Origin of the sequence: Streptomyces sp. NPDC017095, from assembly GCF_044332325.1 — a bacterium.
Taxonomy (GTDB): domain Bacteria; phylum Actinomycetota; class Actinomycetes; order Streptomycetales; family Streptomycetaceae; genus Streptomyces.
The window spans coordinates 46,082-68,225 of record NZ_JBIROU010000011.1; the positions used below are offsets into that span (position 1 = coordinate 46,082).

Consider the following 22,144-nt stretch of genomic DNA (forward strand, 5'->3'; position numbering starts at 1 on the left):
ACCTTACTGAGCGGACGCCGGGGCGGCGGAACCGGCGTCCTGAAGGAGCACGTCCGCGTCGAAGCAGGTGCGCGCGCCGGTGTGGCAGGCGGCGCCCACCTGGTCCACCTTGACCAGCAGGGTGTCGGCGTCGCAGTCCAGCGCGACCGACTTCACCCGCTGGACGTGGCCGGAGGTGTCGCCCTTGACCCAGTACTCCCGGCGGCTGCGCGACCAGTAGGTGCAACGGCCGGTGGTCAGCGTCCTGTGCAGTGCCTCGTCGTCCATCCAGCCGAGCATCAGCACCTCGCCGGTGTCGTACTGCTGGGCGATGGCGGGGACGAGACCGTCGGCGCTGCGCTTGAGCCGCGCGGCGATCTCCGGGTCGAGGCTGCTGGGCCGGGGGCTGCCGGTCGTACTGGTCATGGGTGCCATTGTGCCGCGCGCGCCGGCCGGGCCCGCTCCCCCGTCCATTGAGCGGACCGGCCGCCTGGCCGTAGGCTTTCCCCATGTCGACCTTCGCCAAGCGTGAACGGCTGCTGCTCGCCGACCTCTTGGAAACCGTCGGGCCGGACGCCGAAACCCTCTGCGAGGGCTGGCGGACCCGGGACCTGGCCGCGCACGTGATCGTGCGCGAGCGCCGGCCGGACGCGGCGGGCGGCACGCTGCTCAGACAGCTCGCGCCGCGCCTGGAGAAGGTGATGGCCGAGTACACGGCGAAGCCGTACGAGGAGCTGATCCAGCTCATCCGCACCGGCCCGCCCCGGTTCTCGCCCTTCCAGCTCAAGCAGGTCGACGAGGCGGCCAACATCATCGAGTTCTACGTCCACACCGAGGACGTCCGCCGGGCCCAGCCGGACTGGACGCCGCGCGAGCTGGACCCGGTCTTCCAGGACACGCTGTGGTCCCGGCTGGAGCGGGCGGCGCGGCTGATGGGCCGGGGTGTGCCGACGGGTCTGGTGCTGCGCCGCCCGGACGGGCAGACCGTGGTGGCGCACCGGGGCACGCCGGTGGTCACGGTGACCGGTGAGCCGTCGGAGCTGCTGATGTTCGCGTACGGGCGGCAGAACGCTGCCCGGGTGGAGCTGGACGGCGACGCGGAGGCGGTCTCCCGGCTGCACGAGTCGAAGCAGCTCGGCATCTGAGACCACGGCCCGGGCGCGGTCAGCCGGGCAGTTCGGCGCCGCGCAGGGCCGGTACGGCGAGGACGACGAGGCCGCCGAGTCCGCAGACGGCGGCGCTGACGGCGTAGACCGGGCCGAGTCCGAAGGTGCCGGCCGCGGCGGCCGCCAGGGGCATGCTCAGCGGGGCCAGGCCGAGGCTGACGAGGCCGGAGACGGCGGTGACCCGGCCCAGGTAGGCGGGGTCGGACTGGGTCTGAAGCAGGGCGCCGCACAGGGCGCCGCTGAGACCGGTGAGCAGGCCGACCAGCAGGGCGGTGCCGACGGCGGCGGTCAGGGCCGGCACGAAGGCGAGGGCGCCGAGGGCCACGGCGCCGGCGGTGCACGCGCACCCGGTGACCAGTCCGGCGCGCGGCACCCGGCCGCGGGCCGCCAGCAGCAGCGCGGCGGCGCCCGCGCCGGTGCCGAATCCGGCCAGCACCCAGCCCAGTCCGGCGGCGCCCCAGCCGCGCCGGTCGGCGAGCAGGGTCAGACCGACGTTCAGCGGGCCGACGAAGCCGAGGTCGCCGAGGGCGATGGCGATCATCAGCGGTCCCAGGACGCGGTGGTGGCGGACATGGCGCAGACCGGCCCGCAGATCGCTCCAGGCGGTCCTCGCGGTGCCCGGCGGACCGTCCGCCCGCGGGTCGGGGATCCGCACGGAGACCAGCAGCGGCACCGAGAGGGCGATGAGCGCCCCGGCGAGGGTGAAGGCGGCCGGGGCGCCGCCGAGGGCCACGCCGAGGCCGCCGAGCGGGGCGCCGACGACGCTCGCGCCCCGGTTGGCGAGGCCGCGCAGGCCCTGGACGCGGGCGAGCTGGTCCTGGCCGGTGATCCGGGCCGGCAGGGCGCCCACGGCCGGCAGGAACACCGCGTCGACGGCGCCGAAGACCAGGGCGAGCAGGGCGAGCGGCCACAGTCCGGGGCGGGTGAGGAACAGCAGCGCGGCGACGGCGAGGACGGCGGCGCAGCGGACGGCGTCGCTGCCGATGACGACCCTGCGCGGGCCCAGCCGGTCGGCGAGCACGCCGCCGCCGAGCAGGAGCACGGCCCGGGGCAGCGCGCTCGCGGACATCACCAGCCCGGCCTGCGCGGGCGTGCCGGCCTGGACGGCGGCCCAGGACAGCGCGAGGTAGTAGACGCTGTCGCCGAGCATCGAGGAGGTGTAGGCGCCGAGCCAGCGCAGGACGCGGGGGTCACGGTGGGCGTGCGCGGTCGCCGGCGGTATGAGCGGCGCGGTCACGGAAAGGGGCGCTCCTCGGGCGGCTGTCGCGGGCGTGCGGCAGGCCCCGGCCGGGCGGCCGGGGCCCTTGGGAAGGCGGCGGGTCTACCGGACGGGGTGGCCGGCGTCCCGCAGGGTCTGCTTCACCTGGCCGATGCGCAGGTCGCCGAAGTGGAAGACCGAGGCGGCCAGGACCGCGTCGGCGCCCGCCGCGACGGCCGGCGGAAAGTCGGCCAGCCGGCCGGCGCCGCCGGAGGCGATCACCGGGACGGTGACGTGCTTGCGGACCGCCGCGATCATCTCCAGGTCGTAGCCGTCCTTGGTGCCGTCCGCGTCCATGGAGTTCAGCAGGATCTCGCCCGCGCCCAGCTCCGCCGCCCGGTGCGCCCACTCCACCGCGTCGATGCCGGTGCCGCGCCGGCCGCCGTGGGTGGTCACCTCGAAGCCGCCCGGACCGGTCCGGCGGGCGTCCACCGACAGCACGAGCACCTGGCGGCCGAAGCGCTCAGCGATCTCGCGGATCAGGTCGGGGCGGGCGATCGCCGCGGTGTTCACGCCCACCTTGTCGGCGCCCGCCCGCAGCAGCTTGTCCACGTCCTCGGCGGTGCGGACGCCGCCGCCGACCGTCAGCGGGATGAACACCTGCTCGGCGGTGCGGCGCACCACGTCGTAGGTCGTCTCTCGGTTGCCGGAGGACGCGGTGATGTCGAGGAAGGTCAGTTCGTCGGCGCCCTCGGCGTCGTAGACCTTGGCCATCTCGACGGGGTCGCCGGCGTCGCGCAGGTTCTGGAAGTTGACGCCCTTGACGACCCGGCCGCCGTCCACGTCCAGGCAGGGGATCACCCGTACGGCCAGGGTCATGCGGTCACTCCCCGGAACGCCTCCACCTCGACCTCGACGACCAGGCTGGGGTCGACGAGACCGGAGACGATGATCATGGAAGCGGCGGGCCGGACGGTGTCGAACAGCTCCTTGTGGGCCCGGCCGACCTCCTCCACGTCCCGGGCGTGCGTGAGGTACATGCGGGTCCGCACCACGTCGTCCCGGCCGAGTCCCACCTGCTCCAGCGCCGAGAGGGCGACCTGGAAGGCGTTGGCCGCCTGCTCGTAGGGGCCGCCCCCGGCAATCTGCCCGTCCACGACGGACGTGCAGCCCGAGACCAGCACCAGTCCGTTCGGCAGCTCCACCGCGCGGGAGTAGCCGAACTCCTCTTCCCAGGGCGCGCCGGTCACCACGCGTCGCACGTCGCTCACCGGGACACCGCCGTCAGGGCCTCTTCCAGGGTGAACGCCTTGGCGTACAGGGCCTTGCCGACGATGGCGCCCTCGACGCCGAGCGGGACCAGGCCGGCGATGGCGCGCAGGTCGTCCAGGGAGGAGACGCCGCCGGAGGCGACCACCGGGCGGTCCGTGGCCGCGCACACGTTCTTCAGCAGTTCCAGGTTGGGGCCCTGGAGCGTGCCGTCCTTGGCGATGTCGGTGACGACGTAGCGGGCGCAGCCCTCCTTGTCCAGGCGCTCCAGCGTCTCGTAGAGGTCGCCGCCGTCGCGGGTCCAGCCCCGCCCGCGCAGCGTGGTGCCCCGGACGTCCAGGCCGACGGCGATCTTGTCACCGTGCTCGGCGATGACCTCGGCGACCCACTCGGGCGTCTCCAGGGCGGCCGTGCCGAGGTTCACCCGGGTGCAGCCGGTGGCCAGGGCGGCGGCGAGGGTGTCGTCGTCGCGGATGCCGCCGGACAGCTCCACCTTGATGTCCATCGCCCGGGCGACCTCGGCGATCAGGGCGCGGTTGTCCCCGGTGCCGAACGCGGCGTCCAGGTCGACCAGGTGCAGCCACTCCGCGCCGGCGCGCTGCCAGGCGAGGGCGGCCTCCAGCGGGGAGCCGTAGGAGGTCTCGGTCCCGGACTCGCCGTGCACGAGGCGGACGGCCTGGCCGTCGCGGACGTCGACGGCGGGGAGGAGTTCGAGCTTGGCCATGGTCTACAGGGTTCCGATCCAGTTGGTGAGGAGCTGGGCACCGGCGTCGCCGGACTTCTCGGGGTGGAACTGGGTGGCCCACAGGGCGCCGTTCTCCACGGCGGCCACGAACGGCTCGCCGTGCGTGGCCCAGGTGACCTTGGGGGGCTCGATCACCGGGTTGTGGGTCGGCAGGGACCACTCGTGGACGGCGTAGGAGTGCACGAAGTAGAAGCGGGCGTCGGCGTCCAGGCCGGCGAACAGCCGGGTGCCGGCCGGCGCGTCGACGGTGTTCCAGCCCATGTGCGGCACCACGTCGGCCTGGAGCGGGCCGACCGTGCCGGGCCACTCGTCCAGGCCCTCGGCCTCCACGCCGTGCTCGATGCCGCGCGCGAAGAGGATCTGCATGCCGACGCAGATGCCCATGACCGGGCGTCCGCCGGACAGCCGGCGGTCCACGATCCAGTCGCCGCGCGCGGCGCGCAGGCCCTTCATACAGGCGGCGAACGCGCCGACGCCCGGCACCAGCAGGCCGTCGGCGTTCATCGCCCGGTCGAAGTCACGGGTGATCTCGACGTCGGCGCCCACGCGCGCGAGGGCGCGTTCGGCGGAGCGGACGTTGCCGAAGCCGTAGTCGAAGACGACGACCTTCTTCGTGCTCAATTCCACACCTCCAGGCGCATGACGCCCGCCACCAGGCACAGGCCCGCGGCGATCGACAGGAGGACGATCAGGCTGGTGGGCATCTTCTGCTTGACGAAGGAGACGATGCCGCCGACCAGGAACAGGCCGACGACGATCAGCAGGGACGACAGACTGTTCATGGGGTTACAGCGCGCCCTTCGTCGACGGGAGGATGCCGGCCGCGCGGGGGTCGCGCTCGGACGCGTACCGCAGGGCCCGGGCCAGCGCCTTGAACTGGCACTCCACGATGTGGTGGGCGTTGCGGCCGTACGGCACGTGCACGTGCAGCGCGATCTGCGCCTGGGCGACGAAGGACTCCAGGATGTGCCGGGTCATCGTGGTGTCGTACGCGCCGATCATCGGTGCCATGGTCTCGGGCTCGGTGTGCACGAGGTAGGGGCGGCCGGACAGGTCGACGGTGACCTGGGCGAGGGACTCGTCCAGCGGGACCGTGCAGTTGCCGAAGCGGTAGATGCCCACCTTGTCGCCGAGTGCCTGCTTGAAGGCGGCGCCCAGCGCGAGGGCGGTGTCCTCGATGGTGTGGTGGGAGTCGATGTGCAGGTCGCCGTCGGTCTTCACGGTCAGGTCGAACAGACCGTGCCGGCCGAGCTGGTCGAGCATGTGGTCGTAGAAGCCGACGCCGGTGGCGATGTCGGTCCGGCCGGTGCCGTCGAGGTCTATCTCGACCAGCACCGAGGTCTCCTTGGTGGTGCGCTCCACGCGTCCTGTGCGGCTCATGAACCCTGCTCCTTCTTCAGCTGACGGACCGCGTCGAGGAACGCGTCGTTCTCCTCCGGGGTGCCGGCGGTCACCCGCAGCCGGCCCGGTACGCCGTTGTCCCGGACCAGCACGCCGTGGTCGAGGATGCGCTGCCAGGCCTCGTGGGCGTCCGGGAACCGGCCGAACTGCACGAAGTTCGCGTCGGACTCCGTGACCTCGTAGCCGAGCGCGCGCAGCTCGGTGACCAGCCGGTCCCGCTCGGACTTGAGCTGCCGGACGTAGCCGAGCAGGGTGTCGGTGTGCTCCAGGGCGGCCAGGGCGGTCGCCTGGGTGACGGCCGACAGGTGGTACGGCAGGCGGACGAGCTGGACGGCGTCCACGACGGCCGGGTGCGCGGCCAGGTAGCCGAGGCGCAGGCCGGCCGCGCCGAACGCCTTGGACATGGTCCGGGAGATCACCAGGTGCGGGCGGCCGGCCAGCAGCGGCAGCAGCGAGGCGCCGTGGCTGAACTCGACGTAGGCCTCGTCCACGACCACCATCGACGGCTTGGCCGCCTGCGCCGCCTCGTACAGCGCGAGGACGGTCTCGGCGGGCACCGCGTTGCCGGTGGGGTTGTTGGGGGTGGTGACGAAGACGACGTCCGGCCGGTGCGCGGCGATCGCGCGCTCGGCGGCGGCGAGGTCGATCGTGAAGTCCTCGCGGCGCGGGCCGGGGATCCAGCCGGTGCCGGTGCCGCGCGCGATGAGCGCGTGCATCGAGTACGACGGCTCGAAGCCGATCGCCGTGCGGCCCGGTCCGCCGAAGGTCTGCAGCAGTTGCTGGATGACCTCGTTGGAACCGTTCGCGGCCCAGACGTTCTCGGCGCCGAGCCGGTGGCCGCCGGTCCGCGTCAGGTACGCGGCCAGCTCGGTGCGCAGCTCGACCGCGTCCCGGTCCGGGTAGCGGTTCAGGTCGCGGGCGGCCTCCCGCACCCGCTCCGCGATCCGCTCGACCAGCGGCTCGGGCAGCGGGTAGGGGTTCTCGTTGGTGTTCAGCCGGACCGGGACGTCCAGCTGGGGCGCGCCGTAGGGGGACTTGCCGCGCAGCTCGTCCCGTACGGGCAGATCGTCGATCCTCACGTCGCTCACTTGCTCTCGGGCACCTTCCAGCCGAACCTCGCCTTGATCGCCGCGCCGTGCGCGGGCAGGTCCTCCGCCTCCGCCAGCGTCACCACGTGGTGGGCGACCTCGGCGAGCGCGTCGCGTGTGTAGTCCACGATGTGGATGCCGCGCAGGAAGGACTGGACGGACAGGCCCGAGGAGTGGCAGGCGCAGCCGCCGGTGGGCAGGACGTGGTTGGACCCGGCCGCGTAGTCGCCGAGCGAGACGGGCGCCCAGGGGCCGATGAAGACCGCGCCCGCGTTGCGCACCCGGTCGGCGACCGCGGCGGCGTCGGCGGTCTGGATCTCCAGGTGCTCGGCGCCGTAGGCGTCGACCACCTTCAGGCCCTCCTCGATGCCGTCCACGAGGACGATCGCGGACTGCCTGCCCCGCAGCGCGGGCACGATCCGGTCCTCGGTGTGCTTGGTGGCCTCGGCCTGGGGCCCGAGTTCCTTCTCCACCGCGTCGGCCAGTTCGGCGGAGTCGGTGACCAGGACGGCCGCCGCGAGCGGGTCGTGCTCGGCCTGGCTGATCAGGTCGGAGGCGACGTGCACCGGGTCGGCGGCGGCGTCCGCGAGGATCGCGATCTCGGTCGGGCCGGCCTCGGCGTCGATGCCGATGCGGCCGGTGAAGTAGCGCTTGGCGGCGGCGACCCAGATGTTGCCCGGGCCGGTGACCATGGGGGCGGGCGGGCAGGACTCGGTGCCGTAGGCGAACATCGCGACGGCGGTGGCGCCGCCGGCCGCGTACACCTCGTCCACGCCGAGCAGGGCGCAGGCGGCGAGGATCGTCGGGTGCGGCAGGCCGCCGAAACCGGCCTGCGCCGGCGAGGCGAGCGCGATGGACTCCACCCCGGCCTCCTGGGCCGGCACGACGTTCATGACCACGGACGACGGGTAGACGGACCGCCCGCCCGGCGCGTACAGACCGACCCGCTCGACCGGCACCCACTTCTCGGTGACCGAGCCGCCGGGCACCACCTGGGTGGTGTGGGTCTCACGGCGCTGCGCGCGGTGGACCAGCCGGGCGCGGCGGATGGACTCCTCCAGCGCGGCCCGCACGGCCGGGTCCAGGGCGGCGAGCGCGTCGGTGAGCGCCTGGGCCGGGACACGGACGGTTTCCAGCCGTACTCCGTCGAACTTCTCGGCGAAGTCGATCAGCGCCGCGTCGCCTCGATGATGCACGGCCTCGCAGATCGGCCGCACCTTCTCCAGGGCGGCCGAGACGTCGAAGTCGGCTCGGGGCAGCAGGTCGCGCAGGGCGGGGCCCTCGGGGAGGGCGTCGCCGCGCAGATCGATTCGGGAGATCACGGTTCCAATTCTCTCAGACCGCCGCGGCGGGCCGTTCGCGCGTATCAATGGCTGATACAGAACGGGCCCCGCCGACGGCCGCGCCGTGGGTCAATGCCCGGCACAGACCGTGGCCGGAATCCGGAAGATCACCTTCACGTGTGGTGTTCGGGAGGTCACGCAGCGGGCATGAACGGCTGTACGAAAACCACCGTGACGGGGAGAGGAGAACGGTGAGCGAGGGAGCCGGCATCCGCACCACCGGGGACCTGCCGGACGACCTGACCGCGAGCGAGGCGGGCATGTGGCAGGCCTTCCGCAACGGCAGTGTCTACGACCTGAGCAGCGGGGACTTCGCCGCGGACGATCCGCACGGCGGGTATCCGTGGGGTCCGGAGCGGACCGTGCGGGCCCGTATCGTCTGCTGGCTGCTGCTGGACGGCCCGCCGGCGCTGGCGGGCCGGGTGTCCGCGCTGAAGCTGGTCGGCGTCCGGATATCCGGGGTGCTGGACGTGTCGGGCGGCCAGATCACGCCGTACGTGGAGCTGACCGGCTGCCGCTTCGACGAGGAGGTCCGGCTGCCGGAGGCCCGGTTCACGACCGTGCGCCTGGTGGACTGCTCGGTGCCCCGCCTGGAGGCGGCCCGGGTGCACACCGAGGGCGACCTGCATCTGCCGCGCTGCCGGTTCCCGGGCGGGGTCCGGCTGACGGATGCGCACATCGGCACCGATCTGCTGCTCAACCAGGCGGTCGTGCACCGCGACCGCAGCGGCCGGTCGATCGCGGCGGACGGCATGACCGTCGGCCAGGACCTCCAGGCGGAGCTGCTGGAGTCCTACGGCGAGCTGAGCCTGCGCGGCGCCCAGGTGGGCGTGTCGCTCAGCCTGCGCGGCGCCCGGCTGGCCAACCCGTACGCCCGGTTCGCGCTGAACGCCCCGCAGCTCACGGTCGAGCGCACCCTCTACCTGACCCCGGCCGGCCTGGGCGGCCCGGCGCTGAGCGGCACCACGCCCGCGCGCGGGACCCGCGTCCAGCGCTTCGAGTGCCGGGGCGGGGTGCGGCTGGACGACGGGCGGTTCGGCGACGCCGTCGACCTGGAGCGGGCCCTGTTCGCCTTCACCGACGACCAGGAGCTGTCGCTGCGCCGGGTGCAGACACCGGAACTGCGCTTCCTCGGGGACAAGCCGCAGCACGGCAAGGTCGTGCTGTCCGGCGCGCGGATCGTGAACCTGGTGGACCGCGCGAGCAGCTGGCCGGACGAGGGCAATCTGCACATGGGCGGGTTCGCCTACGAGAACCTGGTGCCGCAGGGCCCGTTCCCGCTGACCCGGCGCCTGGACTGGGTGGCGGCCGCCACCGCCGAGTACGCCCCGGAGGCGTACGAGCGGCTGGCCGCGGTGCTGCGGGCCGCCGGGGAGGACGAGGACGCGCGCGAGGTGCTGCTCGCCAAACAGCGCCGGCGCCGCGAGACGCTGCCGCCGGCCGGCAAGGTCTGGGGGTTCGTGCAGGACTGGACCGTGGCCTACGGCTACCGGCCGGGCCGGGCCGCGGTGTGGATGGCGGTGCTGTGGGCGGCGGGCACGCTCGCGTTCGCGCACGCCGACCATCCGCCGGTGAGCCCCGGCGGCCACCCGGCCTGGAGCCCGGCGCTGTTCACGCTGGACCTGCTGCTGCCGGTGATCGACCTGGGGCAGGCCGGCCAGTGGCAGCTGCGCGGCGGCTGGCAGTGGCTGGCGACGGTGATGATCCTGCTCGGCTGGGTCCTGGCGACCACGGTGGCGGCGGGCACCACCCGCCTGCTGCGCCGCAGCTGAGGCACGGGCCGCGCTCACCCGTGCCGGAGCCGCAGGGCCACCCGTCGCTCACCGCGCGCCCGCCCGCCGCGCCACAGCCGTGGCCGGGCCGCCCGCGCCGGAGCCAGCGGCCACCCGTCCCCCACCGCGTGCCGGAACCGGCGGAACACACCCGTCCCTCACCACACCACCACGAGACGCGCATTCACCCTTTACCGCCCCTTGACCGTCGGCCGTACAACTTTCCGTGACTTGCCCGGAGCCTCTGGCGCCGCCCCGACCTGCGGACTTTCAATGGTCGGCACCATGGCTCTGCTGCCCTCGTTCATCCGCCCCACCCGGATGACCCCCCGCCCCGCACTCCCGGCCGGCCGGCCACCGGCCGGGTACGAGGCCGTGCTCGACGCGCCCGACGACCGCCTCTCCCCCGCGCTCGTCGCGGCCGGCCGGGGCGAGTACGCCACCGCGGCCGGACTGCTCGCCGCCACCCGCGGCGCGGCCGAGTGGGAACTCAGGGACCGGTACGCGCGGCGCCTGGCCGCCTTCGCCCGCTCCCGCCCCGAGTGGTACGAGGCGTGGCGCGCCGCCGCGCCCGACGACCCAGGAGCGCTGCTGGTCGGCGCCCAGCTCGCGGTGGACCGCGCCTGGCCCTCGCCGGCCCGGGCCGAGCTGCTGCGCGAGGTGAGCCCGCTGATCACCGCCGCCGCCCGCGCCGACGACCGCGACCCGGTGCCCTGGCGGATCGCGCTCGACCACGCGCGCGGTTCCGGGGCCGGGCACCGCTACTTCGAGGAGCTGTGGGAGGCGGCCGTCCGGCGCGCCCCGCACCACTACGGCTGCCATGTGGCCGCCCTGCGCTATCTGGCCGCCTCCTGGCACGGCTCCCACCGCGAGTGCTTCGACTTCGCCGACCGGGCCGCTCAGGACGCCCCGGCCGGCTCGCTGGTCCAGGCGCTGCCCGCCCGCGCGGCCTTCGGCTATCTCACCGACGGCTGCGGGGCGGCGGTGCCGCGCGCCCGGCTGGACGCGGCGGCCGACCGCGCGATCGCGCTGTCCGCGCGTCTCCCGGCGGCCGACCCGGCGCCGGCCGAGGTCCGCAACAAACTGCTGTACGTGCTGCTGCGGCTGGACCGCCGCAAGGACGCCCGGACCCAGCTGCGCCTGATCGGCCCGTACGCCACGTCGTTCCCGTGGGACCGGTTCTCCGACGATCCGCTCGGCCACTTCCTGCGGCTGCGCGAGCACCTGGAGACGGCGGCCGGACCGGCCCCGGCCGGGCTCCTGACGGTGCCGCCGGGGCTCGTCGGCGGGCACGGCGGACACGGCCCCGCCGCCGACCACTAGGCTGGGGCGCCGTGACCACCGCCCGTCTCCCGCTCTTTCCGCTGAACTCGGTGCTGTTCCCCGGGCTCGTGCTGCCGCTCAACGTCTTCGAGGAGCGGTATCGCGCCATGATGCGCGATCTGCTGAAGACGCCCGAGGACGAGCCGCGCCGGTTCGCGGTCGTCGCCATCCGCGACGGCCACGAGGTCGCGCCGAGCGCCCCGGGCATGCCGGACCCCACCGCGCTGCCCGCGCGGGGCCCGGCCGCCGGCTTCGGCGCCGACCCGCTGCGCGCCTTCCACACGGTGGGCTGTGTGGCGGACGCGGCGACCATCCGGGAGCGGCCCGACGGCACCTTCGAGGTGCTGGCGACCGGCACGACCCGGGTGCGGCTGCTGTCCGTGGACGCCTCGGGTCCGTTCCTCACGGCGGAGCTGGAGGAGCTGGCGGAGGAGCCCGGGGACGAGGCCGGCCCGCTGGCCGAGGACGTGCTGCGGTCCTTCCGGCGGTACCAGAAACGGCTGGCGGGCGCCCGCGAACGCTCGCTGTCCACCGGCGCGGAGCTGCCGGACGACCCGGGCGTGGTGTCGTACCTGGTGGCCGCGGCCATGGTGCACGACACGCCGACCAAGCAGCGGCTGCTCCAGGCGCCGGACACCGCGTCCCGGCTGCGGGACGAGCTGAACCTGCTGCGCGCGGAGACGGCCATCATCCGCGGCCTGCCGTCGCTGCCCGCGTTCGAGCTGACGCGGACGCCGACGAGCCTGAACTGAGGTACCGGGACGGGTACCGGGTCGGCGTACCGCCGACGAGGTACCGGGACGAGAGCGAGGGAACCGCACTCCTGATGGCGAAGAAGGCGAAGAAACAGCAGTCCGGGGGCACGCCCGCGACGGTGGCGCTGACGGCGGCGGGCGTGGAGTTCACCGTCCACGCCTACGACCACGATCCGTCCCACCCGTCGTACGGCGAGGAGGCGGCGCAGGCGACGGGCGTCCCGCCCGAGCGCGTCTTCAAGACGCTGGTGGCCGACGTGGACGGCTCCCTGGTGGTCGGTGTGGTCCCGGTGGCCGGTTCGCTGGACCTGAAGGCCCTGGCGGCGGCGGTGGGCGGCAAGCGGGCGGCGATGGCCGACCCGGCCCTGGCCGAGCGCACCACGGGCTATGTCCGCGGCGGCATCTCCCCGCTCGGCCAGCGCAAGAAGCTGCCCACGGTCCTGGACGATTCCGCGCGGGCGCACGCCACGATCTGTGTGTCGGCGGGACGGCGGGGCCTGGAGGTCGAGCTGGCCCCGGACGACCTGGCGAAACTCACGGAAGCGGTGCTGGCGCCCATCGGCCGGGGCTGACGGGCTTCACCCCCGTCCGGCGCCCATCGGACGGGGCTGACTGACGGGCCCACCCCCGGCTCCGGCCGCCCGCCGGCACGTACGCGCGCACGGCCCGCCGGTCAGGCGGGCGGCTCCTCGTCGCGGGGGCCGAACAGCGCGGTCAGGCCGAGGTGGGCCAGCAGCCCCGCGAACGGCCAGGCCAGCAACGCGCCCTTCGCCGACAGCTTCAGCGGCGCCGGGAACGTCACGCCCTTGCCCACGGCCCGCGCGTGGGCGAGCACGTCGGACGCGGGGCCCAGCCAGACGCCGAGCCGCCAGGCCAGCAGCGAGCCGAGCAGGCCGCCGAGGCCCAGCGCCACCGCCAGCGGCACTCCGCCGCGCCGCCGCAGCAGGAACACGGCGACCGCGCCGGCCAGTCCGAACCCGAGCCCCAGCAGCGTGAACGTGCCGTCCACCCCGACGGCCTGCTCGCCTTCGGAGTCCTTCAGATAGACGACCCAGTTCCCGTCCAGCTCGTCGCCGACCAGCGGCACGTGCGGCGCCAGCCACCACCACAGCAGCCCGAGCAGCACCCCGCCGAGCGCCGTCGCCACCGTGATCACGGCGGCCTCGCGCAGTTCCGTCCGCATCCCGGGACCGTCCTGTTCCCGCCCGTGCCCGGCGAGCGCCCCGCCGGGCGGCGGCTGCCGGACCGGGTGCGCGGAGTCGTCGTGCGGCGGCGGTGGCGGAGTCAACGGTGCGGTCACCCTGCCATCGTGCCAGGTCGTCCTGTGGGCCGCGTCACCGGACGGCGGCCCTGCGGTAGGCCCGGGTCGCCACGGCCAGCGAGAGCACGCCGACCCCCGCGCACACGCCGAGGTCGACGAGGACGACGGCCCAGTCCGGGTGGGCGCCGAAGGTCCGCGCGTACGCCTCCACGCCGTAGGTGGAGGGCAGCAGATCGCGGGCCAGCCGGATCACCTCCGGCATCCGGTCGGCCGGCAGCACGCCCAGCAGCAGCGCCGCCGACATGCCCAGCTGGCCGAGCAGCGTGGCCAGCTCCGGCCGGGGCGCGAGCAGCCCGCAGGCGGCGCCGAGACCGGCCAGCGCGGCCCCGGCGAGCGGGACGACGGCCAGCAGGACCCACAGGTTGGTCAGCGGCAGCCCGAACAGCACACAGCCGAACACGGCGGTCACCAGGGTGCCCGGGACGGTGAAGGAGGCGTACGCCGCCGCCGCGCCCAGCACCACGGCGGCCGGCGGCACCGGCAGGGTGGCGTAGTGGTCGAGCCCGCCGCTGGCCCGTAGCTGCCCGAAGTACTGCGACAGCAGGTTCAGCGCCACATAGGCGACGACCAGCACGGCCGACCCGGCCACCACGGACTGGGCCTCGGGGCCGCTGTCGACGACCCCGCGCATCATCACGGCGATGCCGACCGACTGGAAGGTCGCCACGAACAGCAGCGGGATGCGCGCCACCCGGGCCCGGGACAGCTGCGCCCGGTAGACGGCCGCCAGCGACGGCCACAGCCGCGCGGGCGGGCCCAGCTCGGCAGCACCGGGCGCCGGCTCCGGCACGGCCCGGGCGCCGCCCGGCAGGACCTCGGCGGGTACGACACTCACGACGAGCTGCTCCTCATTCCCTACGGCGGTCGCACCGGCACCCGCGCGTCGCGGGGACCGTCCGCTCACGCCCTCACCAGTCCCTGCCGGGCCTCGCCGCCCAGCGCCAGGTAGACGTCCTCCAGGCTGGGCGTGGCGAGCGTGAAGTCGTCCAGGGCGGCGAAGGCGGCCCCGCCGGTCACCGTGGCGACGACGGCGCGGGCCTCCTCGGGCGCGAGCCGCAGCGTCCAGCGCCGGCCGGACTCCGCCGCCCGCTCGCGCAGGACGGCCACCTCGGGCACCTCCAGCGGCGCCCGCTCCCGCCACACCAGCTCCACCCGCACCTCGCCGGCGACCCGGGCCTTGAGCCCGGCCGGGCTGTCGCAGGCGATGACCCGGCCCTGGTCGAGCACCGCGACCCGGTCCAGGACCGTCTCGGCCTCGATGACGTTGTGGGTGACCAGCAGCACGGTCGTGCCGTGCTCGGCCCGCCGCCGGTCCACGGCCGCCCACACCGCGCGCCGGGCCACCGGGTCCATGCCGGTGGTCGGCTCGTCCAGCACGAGCAGCGGGCGGCGGCCGACGAGGGCGGCGGCGAAGCAGGCGAGCCGGCGCTGGCCGCCGGACAGCTTCCGCAGGGCCCGGCCGGCGATCGGGGTCAGCCCCAGCTCCTCCAGCACGGCGTCCCGTTCGGACCGGGCCCGGCGTGCGTCCAGGCCGCGCAGGCGTCCGGTGGTCTCGACGGCGAGGGAGACGGTCAGCTCGTCCAGGGCCGAGGACTCCTGGCCCAGGTAGGCGAGGAGGCGGGCGGCCCGTTCCGGGTGCCGCACGATGTCGTGGCCGAGGATCTCCACGCTGCCCGTGTCCGGGCGCAGCAGTCCGGTGAGCTGCCGTACGAGGGTGGACTTGCCGGCGCCGTTCGGGCCGAGCAGCCCGAAGACCTCGCCGCGCCGCACGTCCAGTTCCACCCCGTCGGTGGCCCGGACCCGCGGGGTGCCCGGCGTGCCCCGGCGGCCCTTGACGGCCGGGTAGGTCTTGGCGAGTCCGCGCACGCGTACGACCTCGTCGTACCGAAGTGCCTGTCCCGCGCGCGTCATCACAAAGGACGAGCCTACGGGGTCGGGGGGCTTTACTCGCCTTTGGGGGCGGCTACGGGGGCACCGGCCGGGGCGGGCCGGGAGCGGCCGCGGGACCCGGCCGGCCGGATTCAGTCGGCGGCGGAGGGCTGCTGGTCGGCCGCCGCCGGGATGTCGAACTCCCGCCAGAACCCCGCCCGGATGGCGTAACGGTCGTGCTCGTCGATCTGGTCGTCCTTGTGCGCGAGCAGTCCGAAGCGCGCCGCGTACCGCAGCAGCTCGCCGTCGATCCGGTGCGGGATGCGCGGATACATCTGCGACAGCCGCTGGAGGTGGCTCTGGTCGCCGAGCCGGGAGATCCAGCGGCGGGCGAAGACCTGCCCCACCTCGTACGGATCGCCGCCGACGGTGGTGATGTCCTCCTCGCGGTCGGCCCACCGCTGCTCGGCCGTGGTGAGCTGGGCCAGGGTCGGCATGGAGGCGGCCTCGGGCGGCTCGGCGGTCGCTCCCGGCCGCTCGACCCAGCCCTTGTCGGAGGACCAGCGCAGGGTCGCGGTCGCCGGGGGCGGCGCGGTCTGGGTGCCGGGGGCGCGCAGCGCGGCCAGGTCCTTGGGCGTGGGGACGCCCTTGGGCGCGGGGACCCGCTCGGGGCTGCCGTTCTCCGTCGCGGCGGGCGGGTGCGCGGACTGCTGCGCGGACCGTTCGGCCGCCGCGAGCGCGGACTCGGGCAGCGGCGCGGAGAGGATCGCCGCGATCTCGGGGCGGGGCGCGGGCGGCGGGGCGCACACGCCGGTCAGCTCCTTGACGCGGACGGCCTGGGTGATCCAGGCGCGGTCCAGCACGCGCCGCTCGTCGGCCTCGGCGACCAGGTCCTCGGACTGGTTGTAGTCGCCGTCGGCGGCCTGGACGGCCCACAGGTGGACGGCGACGCCGTGCTCCTTGGCGGCCATCATCCCGGGCAGCAGATCGCCGTCACCGGTGACGAGGACGACGTCCGAGCAGGCGCGGTTGCGGGCCAGTTCGGTCAGTTCGGCGTGCATGGCGGCGTCGACGCCCTTCTGCGCCCAGCGTCCGTCGCTCCGGGTGAGGGCGCCGAGGCGGACGGTGACCCGGGGCATCACCCGCAGCCTGCGGTGCTCCGGCTGGGGGACCCGGTCGGGGGCGCCGTCGAACCAGTAGATGCGCAGCAGCGGGCGCCCGGTGTCGGACTCCGCGCGCTCCCGCAGGGCCAGGATCAGCGCCGCGTGGTCGACGGTGATCCGGGACCGCGAGGGCTCGCCGGCGAGGAGGCTGGCGGCGGCTCCCAGCAGATACCCGGCGTCCACCAGGACGATGCAGCGGTCCACGCGACTCACCCTCTTCCCGGGAGGCTTTGCTTCGGACTTCCTTCGAGTCTGCCCGACCACGCGGAGGTTAACGGCCCGAACTCGATCATCGGCGTGGCGTTTGCCGGTTCCCGTCGGCTCAGCTGCCCTGTCACACACGGTAATTATCCGACATGCGGCCAATGTCGGCATATGTGAATCTGGTCCCGGCTCTGGCCCTCAGATCCCCCACAGGAGGCAGATCACCATGGCCAAGAACAAGAACCGCAAGCAGGCCGGCCCGCAGAACCGCACCCCGCGGACCGAGCACGCCCAGCGGCCCGCGGCGGAGGAGCACGCCGATTCGCCGGTGTCGCACATCCAGGGCGGCCCGGCGGACGCCACGCGCAAGAAGCAGAAGAGCTTCGGCCACAACTAAGGGCAGTTGACGCCCGGACACGAAAGGGGCGCACCCGTGGCGGGTGCGCCCCTTTTCCGTCGCGGGACTCAGCCGGCCAGGCAGGACGGGCCGAGGAGCACCTTCAGGTCGCCGAAGAGGGCCGGGTCGGGCTTGACCCGGTGCCGGTCCAGGCGCAGCACCGTGGTCTTGCGCGGGCCCTGGAGCTTGATCCGCACCTCGCTGTCGCCCTTGTGGTGGCTGAGGATCTCACCGAGGCGGCTGACCATCGGCGGTGTCACCTTCACCGCCGGGATGGTGAGCACCACGGGCGCGTTGGTGCCGGCGTGGGACAGGTCCGGGACCATCAGCTCCATGGCGACCAGCCGGGGCACGTCCTCGCGCTTGTCGAGCCGGCCCTTGACGAACACCACGGCGTCCTCGACCAGTTGGGTGGAGACCAACTGGTAGGTGGCCGGGAAGAACATGCACTCGATGGAGCCCGCGAGGTCCTCCACGGTGGCGATCGCCCAGGCGTTGCCCTGCTTGGTCATCTTGCGCTGGAGACCGGAGATGATGCCGCCGATGGTGACCACCGCGCCGTCGGCGTGCTCGCCGCCGGTGAGCTGGGCGATGCCCGCGTCGGCCTTGTCGGCGAGGACGTGCTCCAGGCCGAAGAGCGGGTGGTCGGAGACGTACAGACCGAGCATCTCCCGCTCCTGGGCGAGGAGATAGGTCTTGTCCCACTCGTCGGGGGAGAACTCCACATCGAGTCCGAAGCCGGGCTCGCTGCTGGTCTCCTCGCCCATCCCGCCGAAGAGGTCGAACTGGCCCTCGGCCTCCTTGCGCTTGACCGCGACCACGTTGTCGATCATCGGCTCGTACTGCGCCGTGAGGCCCTTGCGGGTGTGGCCCATCGAGTCGAAGGTGCCGGCCTTGATCAGCGATTCGGTGGTGCGCTTGTTGCAGACCACCGCCTCGACCTTGTCCAGGTAGTCGGGGAAGGAGGTGTACTTGCCCTTCGCCTTGCGGCACTTGATGATCGACTCGACGACGTTGGTGCCGACGTTGCGCACGGCGGACAGGCCGAAGAGGATCACGTCGTCGCCCTGGGCGGCGAAGTTCGCCTCCGACTCGTTCACGTTCGGCGGGAGCACCCGGATGCCCATGCGGCGGCACTCGTTGAGATAGACCGCCGACTTGTCCTTGTCGTCCTTCACGGAGGTCAGCAGGGCGGCCATGTACTCGGCGGGGTGGTTCGCCTTCAGGTACGCCGTCCAGTACGACACCAGGCCGTACGCGGCCGAGTGGGCCTTGTTGAACGCGTAGCCGGCGAACGGGACCAGCACGTCCCACAGCGCCTGGATCGCCTCGTCGCTGTAGCCGTTGCCGCGGGCGCCGGCCTGGAAGATGACGAAGTTCTTCTCCAGTTCCTCCGGCTTCTTCTTGCCCATCACGCGGCGCAGGATGTCGGCCTCGCCGAGCGAGTAGCCCGCGATGATCTGGGCGGCCTTCTGCACCTGCTCCTGGTAGACGATCAGGCCGTAGGTGACGTCCAGGACCTCCCGGAGCGGTTCCTCCAGCTCCGGGTGGATCGGGGTGATCTCCTGCTGGCCGTTCTTGCGCAGGGCGTAGTTGGTGTGCGAGTTCATGCCCATCGGGCCCGGCCGGTACAGGGCCGAGACGGCGGAGATGTCCTCGAAGTTGTCCGGCTTCATCAGCCGCAGCAGGGACCGCATGGGGCCGCCGTCGAACTGGAAGACGCCGAGGGTGTCGCCGCGCTGGAGCAGTTCGAAGGTCGTGGGGTCGTCCAGCGGCAGGGACAGCAGGTCGATGTCGAGGCCCTTGTTGGCCTTCACCATCTTGACCGCGTCGTCCATGATCGTGAGGTTGCGCAGGCCCAGGAAGTCCATCTTCAGCAGGCCGAGCGACTCACAGCTCGGGTAGTCCCACTGGGTGATGGTCACGCCGTCGGTGTGCCTGACCCAGACCGGGACGTGCTCGGTGATGGTCTCGCTGGACATGATCACGCCGGCGGCGTGCACGCCCATCTGCCGGACCAGGCCCTCCACGCCGCGCGCGGTGTCGATGACCTTCTTCACGTCCGGCTCGTTCTCGTACATCGACCGGACCTCGCCCGCCTCGCTGTAGCGCGGGTGGGCGGGGTCGGTGATGCCGGACAGCGGGATGCCCTTGCCGAGGACGTCGGCGGGCATGGCCTTGGTGATGCGGTCGCCCATCGCGTACGGGTAGCCCAGCACGCGCGCGGAGTCCTTGATCGCGTTCTTGGCCTTGATGGTGCCGTAGGTGCCGATCATGGCGACCTTGTCGGCGCCGTACTTCTCGGTCACGTACCGGATCACCTCGACGCGCCGGCGCTCGTCGAAGTCGATGTCGACATCGGGCATGGAGATGCGCTCGGGGTTGAGGAACCGCTCGAAGATCAGGCCGTGCGGGATCGGGTCGAGGTCGGTGATGCCGAGGGCGTAGGCGACGATCGAGCCGGCCGCGGAACCCCGGCCGGGGCCGACGGCGATGCCCTGGCGCTTGGCCCACATGATGAAGTCGGCGACCACGAGGAAGTAGCCCGGGAACCCCATCTGGATGATGACGTCCATCTCGTAGTCGGCCTGCTTCTGGCGGTCCTCCGGGACGCCGTCCGGGTAGCGGCGGTCCATGCCGCGGCGGACCTCCTCCTGGAACCAGGTGACCTCGGTGTAGCCCTCCGGGATGTCGAACTTCGGCATGAGGTCGCGCTTCTCGAACATGCCGGTGGTGTCCACCATCTCGGCGATGAGCAGCGTGTTGGCGCAGCCCTCCTGCCAGGCGTCCGAGGAGTCGATGGCGTACATCTCGTCCGTGGACTTCAGGTAGTAGCCGGTGCCGTCGAACTTGAAGCGGTCGGGGTCGGAGAGGTTCTTGCCGGTCTGGATGCACAGCAGGGCGTCGTGGGCGCCGGCCTCGTGCGCGTACGTGTAGTGGGAGTCGTTCGTGACCAGCGGCGGGATGCCCAGCTTCTTGCCGATCTCCAGCAGGCCGTCGCGGACCCGGCGCTCGATCTCGATGCCGTGGTCCATCAGCTCCAGGAAGTACTTGTCCTTGCCGAAGATGTCCTGGTACTCGGCGGCGGCCTTCAGGGCCTCGTCGAAGTGGCCGAGGCGCAGCCGGGTCTGCACCTCGCCGGAGGGGCAGCCGGTGGAGGCGACGATGCCCTCGGACCACCGGGCGATGGTCTCCTTGTCCATCCGGGGCCACTTCTGCAGCCAGCCCTCGGCATAGGCGTCGGAGGAGAGCCGGAAGAGGTTGTGCAGGCCGGTCTTGTTCACGGCCCACATCGTCTTGTGGGTGTAACCGCCGGAACCGGAGATGTCGTCCCGCTTCTGGTGCGGCTGGCCCCAGAGGATCTTGCGCTTGTTGCGCCGGGACTCGGGAGCGACATACGCCTCGATCCCGATGATCGGGGTGATTCCGGCCTTCTTCGCGGAGTGGAAGAAGTCGTACGCCCCGTGCAGGTTGCCGTGGTCGGACATGGCGATGTGCGTCATGCCCATCTCGTTGCACGCGTTGAACATGTCCTTCAGCCGCGCGGCACCGTCCAGCAGCGAGTACTGGGTGTGGACGTGCAGGTGCGTGAAGGGCGGCTTCGACACGGTTTGGCCTCCAACGGAAACACGGACGACGGGCGGGCGGACGGTTGCGGGGGTCAGCGTCGAAGTCTATGCCTCGCCGCCGACAGCGGCCGACGGGCACGGCCCGCGGCGCCCCGGGCACCAGCGCGTACCTTCGTGCGTTGGAGACGGCAGACACACTGTCGTACGAGTGACGTACCGCACCAGGAGGCACCCCGCGATGTCGGTCCCCCAGCTCGACGAGGAGCAGCGCGGCGAGGAGATCCTCGCCGTCTTCGACACCGCCTTCGGCCGGCTCCTGGCCGCCGACCCGGCCGCGTTCCGGGTGAAGTTCCGGAAGATGGCGGCCTCGGCGTTCGCGTTCTACCGGGGCACGGCGTGCCTCTTCTACCACGACCTGGACGCCGGGCGGGCCGACGGTGACGTGCCGAGCGGTCCGTACCTGGACGAGCGCACCTCGCGGGTGTGGATCCACGGCGATCTGCACGCGGAGAACTTCGGCACGTACATGGACGCCAACGGCCGCCTGGTCTTCAACGTCAACGACTTCGACGAGGCGTACGTCGGCCCCTTCACCTGGGACCTGAAGCGCTTCGCGGCGTCGGTCGCGCTCATCGGGTACGCCAAGGCGCTCAGCGACGCGCAGATCTCCGAGCTGGTGACGGTCTACGCGCACGCGTACCGCGAGCGGATCCGCTCCCTGGCGACGGGCGTCCGGCAGGACGAGGTGCCGCCGTTCACACTGGACACCGCGCAGGGTCCGCTGCTGGACGCGCTGCGCGACGCCCGCGCGCTGACCCGGTTCGGGCTGCTGGAGTCGATGACCGAGATCCGTGACTTCGAGCGCCGCTTCGCCGCGGGCGGCGGCGCGATCGAGCTGGACGCGGCCACCCGCTACAAGGTCCTGGCGGCCTTCGACGGCTATCTGGAGACGCTGCCGGACTCCTCCCTGGCCCGCCCGGACTCCTACCGGGTGAAGGACGTGGTGGGCCGCCGGGGCATCGGCATCGGTTCGGCGGGCCTGCCGTCGTACAACATCCTCCTGGAGGGCCACAGCGACGCCCTGGAGAACGACGTCGTGATCTACATCAAGCAGGCCCAGACGCCGGCCGTCTCCCGGCACCTTACGGATCCGGCCGTCGCGGGGTACTTCCGGCACGAGGGCCACCGCACGGTGATCTCCCAGCGCGCCCTCCAGGCGCACGCCGACCCGTGGCTCGGCTGGACCGAGCTGGACGGCGCCGGCCAGCTCGTCGCCGAGGTCTCGCCGTACGCCGTGGACCTGGGCTGGGACGACATCGACGACCCGGCGGAGATCGCCGCCGTCGTCGCCGACCTGGGCCGGGCCACCGCCGCCATGCACGCGGCGGCGGACGACACCTCCGGCGAGTCGCTGGTGCCGTTCTCCACCGAGCGGGCCATCGACGCGGCGATCGCGGCCGACGAGGAGGGCTTCGCGCCGCTGCTGGTGGACTTCGCGCACGGCTACGGCGCCCGCGCGCGGGCCGATCACCGCGTCTTCGTCGACCTGTTCCGCAACGGCCGGATACCGGGGCTGTAACGG

General features: G+C 73.1%; 22 protein-coding genes. 7 read left to right on the forward strand and 15 right to left on the reverse strand.

From position 1 onward, the window contains the following. Nucleotides 1-3 precede the first annotated feature (3 nt). Nucleotides 4-405 carry a phosphoribosyl-AMP cyclohydrolase gene (gene hisI / locus ACH4OA_RS22570; RefSeq protein WP_397940666.1) on the reverse strand — a complete coding sequence of 134 codons (402 nt, stop codon included), beginning with the start codon at nt 403-405 and terminating at the stop codon, nt 4-6. Nucleotides 406-488: 83 nt separating this feature from the next. On the opposite strand from hisI, the gene ACH4OA_RS22575 reads away from it, so the two are divergent. Then, nucleotides 489-1,124 carry a TIGR03085 family metal-binding protein gene (locus tag ACH4OA_RS22575; RefSeq protein WP_397945763.1) on the forward strand — a complete coding sequence of 212 codons (636 nt, stop codon included), beginning with the start codon at nt 489-491 and terminating at the stop codon, nt 1,122-1,124. A gap of 19 nt (nt 1,125-1,143) precedes the next feature. On the opposite strand, the gene ACH4OA_RS22580 is transcribed toward ACH4OA_RS22575, so the two are convergent. The 9 genes from ACH4OA_RS22580 to hisD form a co-directional block, all read right to left on the reverse strand. Then, nucleotides 1,144-2,382, reverse strand: a complete 1,239-nt coding sequence (locus ACH4OA_RS22580) for an MFS transporter (RefSeq protein WP_397970424.1) — start codon at nt 2,380-2,382, stop codon at nt 1,144-1,146. 84 nt (nt 2,383-2,466) lie between these two features. Beyond that, nucleotides 2,467-3,222: an imidazole glycerol phosphate synthase subunit HisF gene (gene hisF / locus ACH4OA_RS22585; RefSeq protein WP_365872321.1), complete on the reverse strand. Its 756-nt coding sequence runs from the start codon at nt 3,220-3,222 to the stop codon at nt 2,467-2,469. Next, nucleotides 3,219-3,614: a RidA family protein gene (locus tag ACH4OA_RS22590; protein ID WP_397940660.1), complete on the reverse strand. Its 396-nt coding sequence runs from the start codon at nt 3,612-3,614 to the stop codon at nt 3,219-3,221. Before ACH4OA_RS22590 ends, hisF begins: the two co-directional genes overlap by 4 nt. Further along, entirely contained in the window at nt 3,611-4,336 is a 726-nt protein-coding gene (gene priA, locus ACH4OA_RS22595; protein ID WP_365872325.1) for a bifunctional 1-(5-phosphoribosyl)-5-((5-phosphoribosylamino)methylideneamino)imidazole-4-carboxamide isomerase/phosphoribosylanthranilate isomerase PriA, read from the reverse strand. The genes ACH4OA_RS22590 and priA overlap by 4 nt, the downstream gene beginning before the upstream one ends. A gap of 3 nt (nt 4,337-4,339) precedes the next feature. Then, on the reverse strand, nt 4,340-4,984 hold the full coding sequence (gene hisH, locus ACH4OA_RS22600; protein WP_397970427.1) for an imidazole glycerol phosphate synthase subunit HisH: 645 nt from the start codon (nt 4,982-4,984) through the stop codon (nt 4,340-4,342). Further along, nucleotides 4,975-5,139 (reverse strand): hypothetical protein, encoded by a 165-nt coding sequence (locus ACH4OA_RS22605; protein WP_365872329.1) that lies wholly within the window; start codon nt 5,137-5,139, stop codon nt 4,975-4,977. Before ACH4OA_RS22605 ends, hisH begins: the two co-directional genes overlap by 10 nt. A 4-nt stretch (nt 5,140-5,143) precedes the next feature. Continuing rightward, nucleotides 5,144-5,737 (reverse strand): imidazoleglycerol-phosphate dehydratase HisB, encoded by a 594-nt coding sequence (gene hisB, locus ACH4OA_RS22610; protein WP_365872331.1) that lies wholly within the window; start codon nt 5,735-5,737, stop codon nt 5,144-5,146. Beyond that, nucleotides 5,734-6,846 (reverse strand): histidinol-phosphate transaminase, encoded by a 1,113-nt coding sequence (locus tag ACH4OA_RS22615; RefSeq protein ID WP_365872333.1) that lies wholly within the window; start codon nt 6,844-6,846, stop codon nt 5,734-5,736. The genes hisB and ACH4OA_RS22615 overlap by 4 nt, the downstream gene beginning before the upstream one ends. Beyond that, the gene (hisD, locus tag ACH4OA_RS22620) at nt 6,843-8,168 is read right to left on the reverse strand and encodes a histidinol dehydrogenase (protein WP_397970430.1); all 1,326 of its coding nucleotides are present in this window, start codon (nt 8,166-8,168) and stop codon (nt 6,843-6,845) included. The genes ACH4OA_RS22615 and hisD overlap by 4 nt, the downstream gene beginning before the upstream one ends. A gap of 212 nt (nt 8,169-8,380) precedes the next feature. Here hisD and ACH4OA_RS22625 point away from each other — a divergent pair, with 212 nt between their 5' ends. The 4 genes from ACH4OA_RS22625 (at nt 8,381) to ybaK (ending at nt 12,611) form a co-directional block, all read left to right on the forward strand. Beyond that, a complete protein-coding gene (locus tag ACH4OA_RS22625) occupies nt 8,381-9,961 on the forward strand; it encodes an oxidoreductase (RefSeq protein ID WP_397970433.1) in 1,581 nt (526 codons plus the stop codon). A 273-nt stretch (nt 9,962-10,234) separates the two neighbouring features. Beyond that, nucleotides 10,235-11,284 (forward strand): hypothetical protein, encoded by a 1,050-nt coding sequence (locus ACH4OA_RS22630; protein WP_397970436.1) that lies wholly within the window; start codon nt 10,235-10,237, stop codon nt 11,282-11,284. Between the two features lie 11 nt (nt 11,285-11,295). After that, entirely contained in the window at nt 11,296-12,036 is a 741-nt protein-coding gene (locus ACH4OA_RS22635) for an LON peptidase substrate-binding domain-containing protein (RefSeq protein ID WP_397940651.1), read from the forward strand. A gap of 74 nt (nt 12,037-12,110) precedes the next feature. Then, on the forward strand, nt 12,111-12,611 hold the full coding sequence (ybaK, locus tag ACH4OA_RS22640; RefSeq protein ID WP_365872343.1) for a Cys-tRNA(Pro) deacylase: 501 nt from the start codon (nt 12,111-12,113) through the stop codon (nt 12,609-12,611). A 101-nt stretch (nt 12,612-12,712) separates the two neighbouring features. Here the strand turns inward: ybaK and ACH4OA_RS22645 are convergent, their stop codons facing one another. The 4 genes from ACH4OA_RS22645 to ACH4OA_RS22660 form a co-directional block, all read right to left on the reverse strand. Then, a complete protein-coding gene (locus ACH4OA_RS22645; protein ID WP_397945758.1) occupies nt 12,713-13,339 on the reverse strand; it encodes an AAA family ATPase in 627 nt (208 codons plus the stop codon). 34 nt (nt 13,340-13,373) lie between these two features. After that, nucleotides 13,374-14,195: an ABC transporter permease gene (locus tag ACH4OA_RS22650; RefSeq protein WP_365872347.1), complete on the reverse strand. Its 822-nt coding sequence runs from the start codon at nt 14,193-14,195 to the stop codon at nt 13,374-13,376. Between the two features lie 65 nt (nt 14,196-14,260). Further along, nucleotides 14,261-15,274 carry an ABC transporter ATP-binding protein gene (locus ACH4OA_RS22655; RefSeq protein ID WP_397940645.1) on the reverse strand — a complete coding sequence of 338 codons (1,014 nt, stop codon included), beginning with the start codon at nt 15,272-15,274 and terminating at the stop codon, nt 14,261-14,263. A 107-nt stretch (nt 15,275-15,381) separates the two neighbouring features. Next, nucleotides 15,382-16,596, reverse strand: coding sequence for an NYN domain-containing protein (locus tag ACH4OA_RS22660; protein WP_397945755.1), 1,215 nt, complete (start codon nt 16,594-16,596; stop codon nt 15,382-15,384). 226 nt (nt 16,597-16,822) lie between these two features. Between ACH4OA_RS22660 and ACH4OA_RS22665 the strand changes: the two genes are divergently transcribed. After that, complete coding sequence (locus ACH4OA_RS22665) at nt 16,823-16,993, forward strand: hypothetical protein (protein WP_365872353.1); 171 nt, start codon at nt 16,823-16,825, stop codon at nt 16,991-16,993. A 68-nt stretch (nt 16,994-17,061) separates the two neighbouring features. On the opposite strand, the gene dnaE is transcribed toward ACH4OA_RS22665, so the two are convergent. Next, nucleotides 17,062-20,601 (reverse strand): DNA polymerase III subunit alpha, encoded by a 3,540-nt coding sequence (gene dnaE / locus ACH4OA_RS22670; RefSeq protein WP_397970438.1) that lies wholly within the window; start codon nt 20,599-20,601, stop codon nt 17,062-17,064. Between the two features lie 199 nt (nt 20,602-20,800). Here dnaE and ACH4OA_RS22675 point away from each other — a divergent pair, with 199 nt between their 5' ends. Beyond that, nucleotides 20,801-22,141, forward strand: coding sequence for a DUF2252 domain-containing protein (locus ACH4OA_RS22675; RefSeq protein WP_397970441.1), 1,341 nt, complete (start codon nt 20,801-20,803; stop codon nt 22,139-22,141). Nucleotides 22,142-22,144 lie beyond the last annotated feature (3 nt).

Excerpts from the sequence above, each read along its gene's own strand:
- hisI (WP_397940666.1), bottom strand. The coding sequence starts at position 405 with ATGACCAGTACGACCGGCAGCCCCCGGCCCAGCAGCCTCGACCCGGAG.
- ACH4OA_RS22575 (WP_397945763.1), top strand. The coding sequence starts at position 489 with ATGTCGACCTTCGCCAAGCGTGAACGGCTGCTGCTCGCCGACCTCTTG.
- hisF (WP_365872321.1), bottom strand. The coding sequence starts at position 3,222 with ATGACCCTGGCCGTACGGGTGATCCCCTGCCTGGACGTGGACGGCGGC.
- priA (WP_365872325.1), bottom strand. The coding sequence starts at position 4,336 with ATGGCCAAGCTCGAACTCCTCCCCGCCGTCGACGTCCGCGACGGCCAG.
- ACH4OA_RS22605 (WP_365872329.1), bottom strand. The coding sequence starts at position 5,139 with ATGAACAGTCTGTCGTCCCTGCTGATCGTCGTCGGCCTGTTCCTGGTC.
- hisB (WP_365872331.1), bottom strand. The coding sequence starts at position 5,737 with ATGAGCCGCACAGGACGCGTGGAGCGCACCACCAAGGAGACCTCGGTG.
- ACH4OA_RS22630 (WP_397970436.1), top strand. The coding sequence starts at position 10,235 with ATGGTCGGCACCATGGCTCTGCTGCCCTCGTTCATCCGCCCCACCCGG.
- ybaK (WP_365872343.1), top strand. The coding sequence starts at position 12,111 with ATGGCGAAGAAGGCGAAGAAACAGCAGTCCGGGGGCACGCCCGCGACG.
- ACH4OA_RS22665 (WP_365872353.1), top strand. The coding sequence starts at position 16,823 with ATGGCCAAGAACAAGAACCGCAAGCAGGCCGGCCCGCAGAACCGCACC.
- ACH4OA_RS22675 (WP_397970441.1), top strand. The coding sequence starts at position 20,801 with ATGTCGGTCCCCCAGCTCGACGAGGAGCAGCGCGGCGAGGAGATCCTC.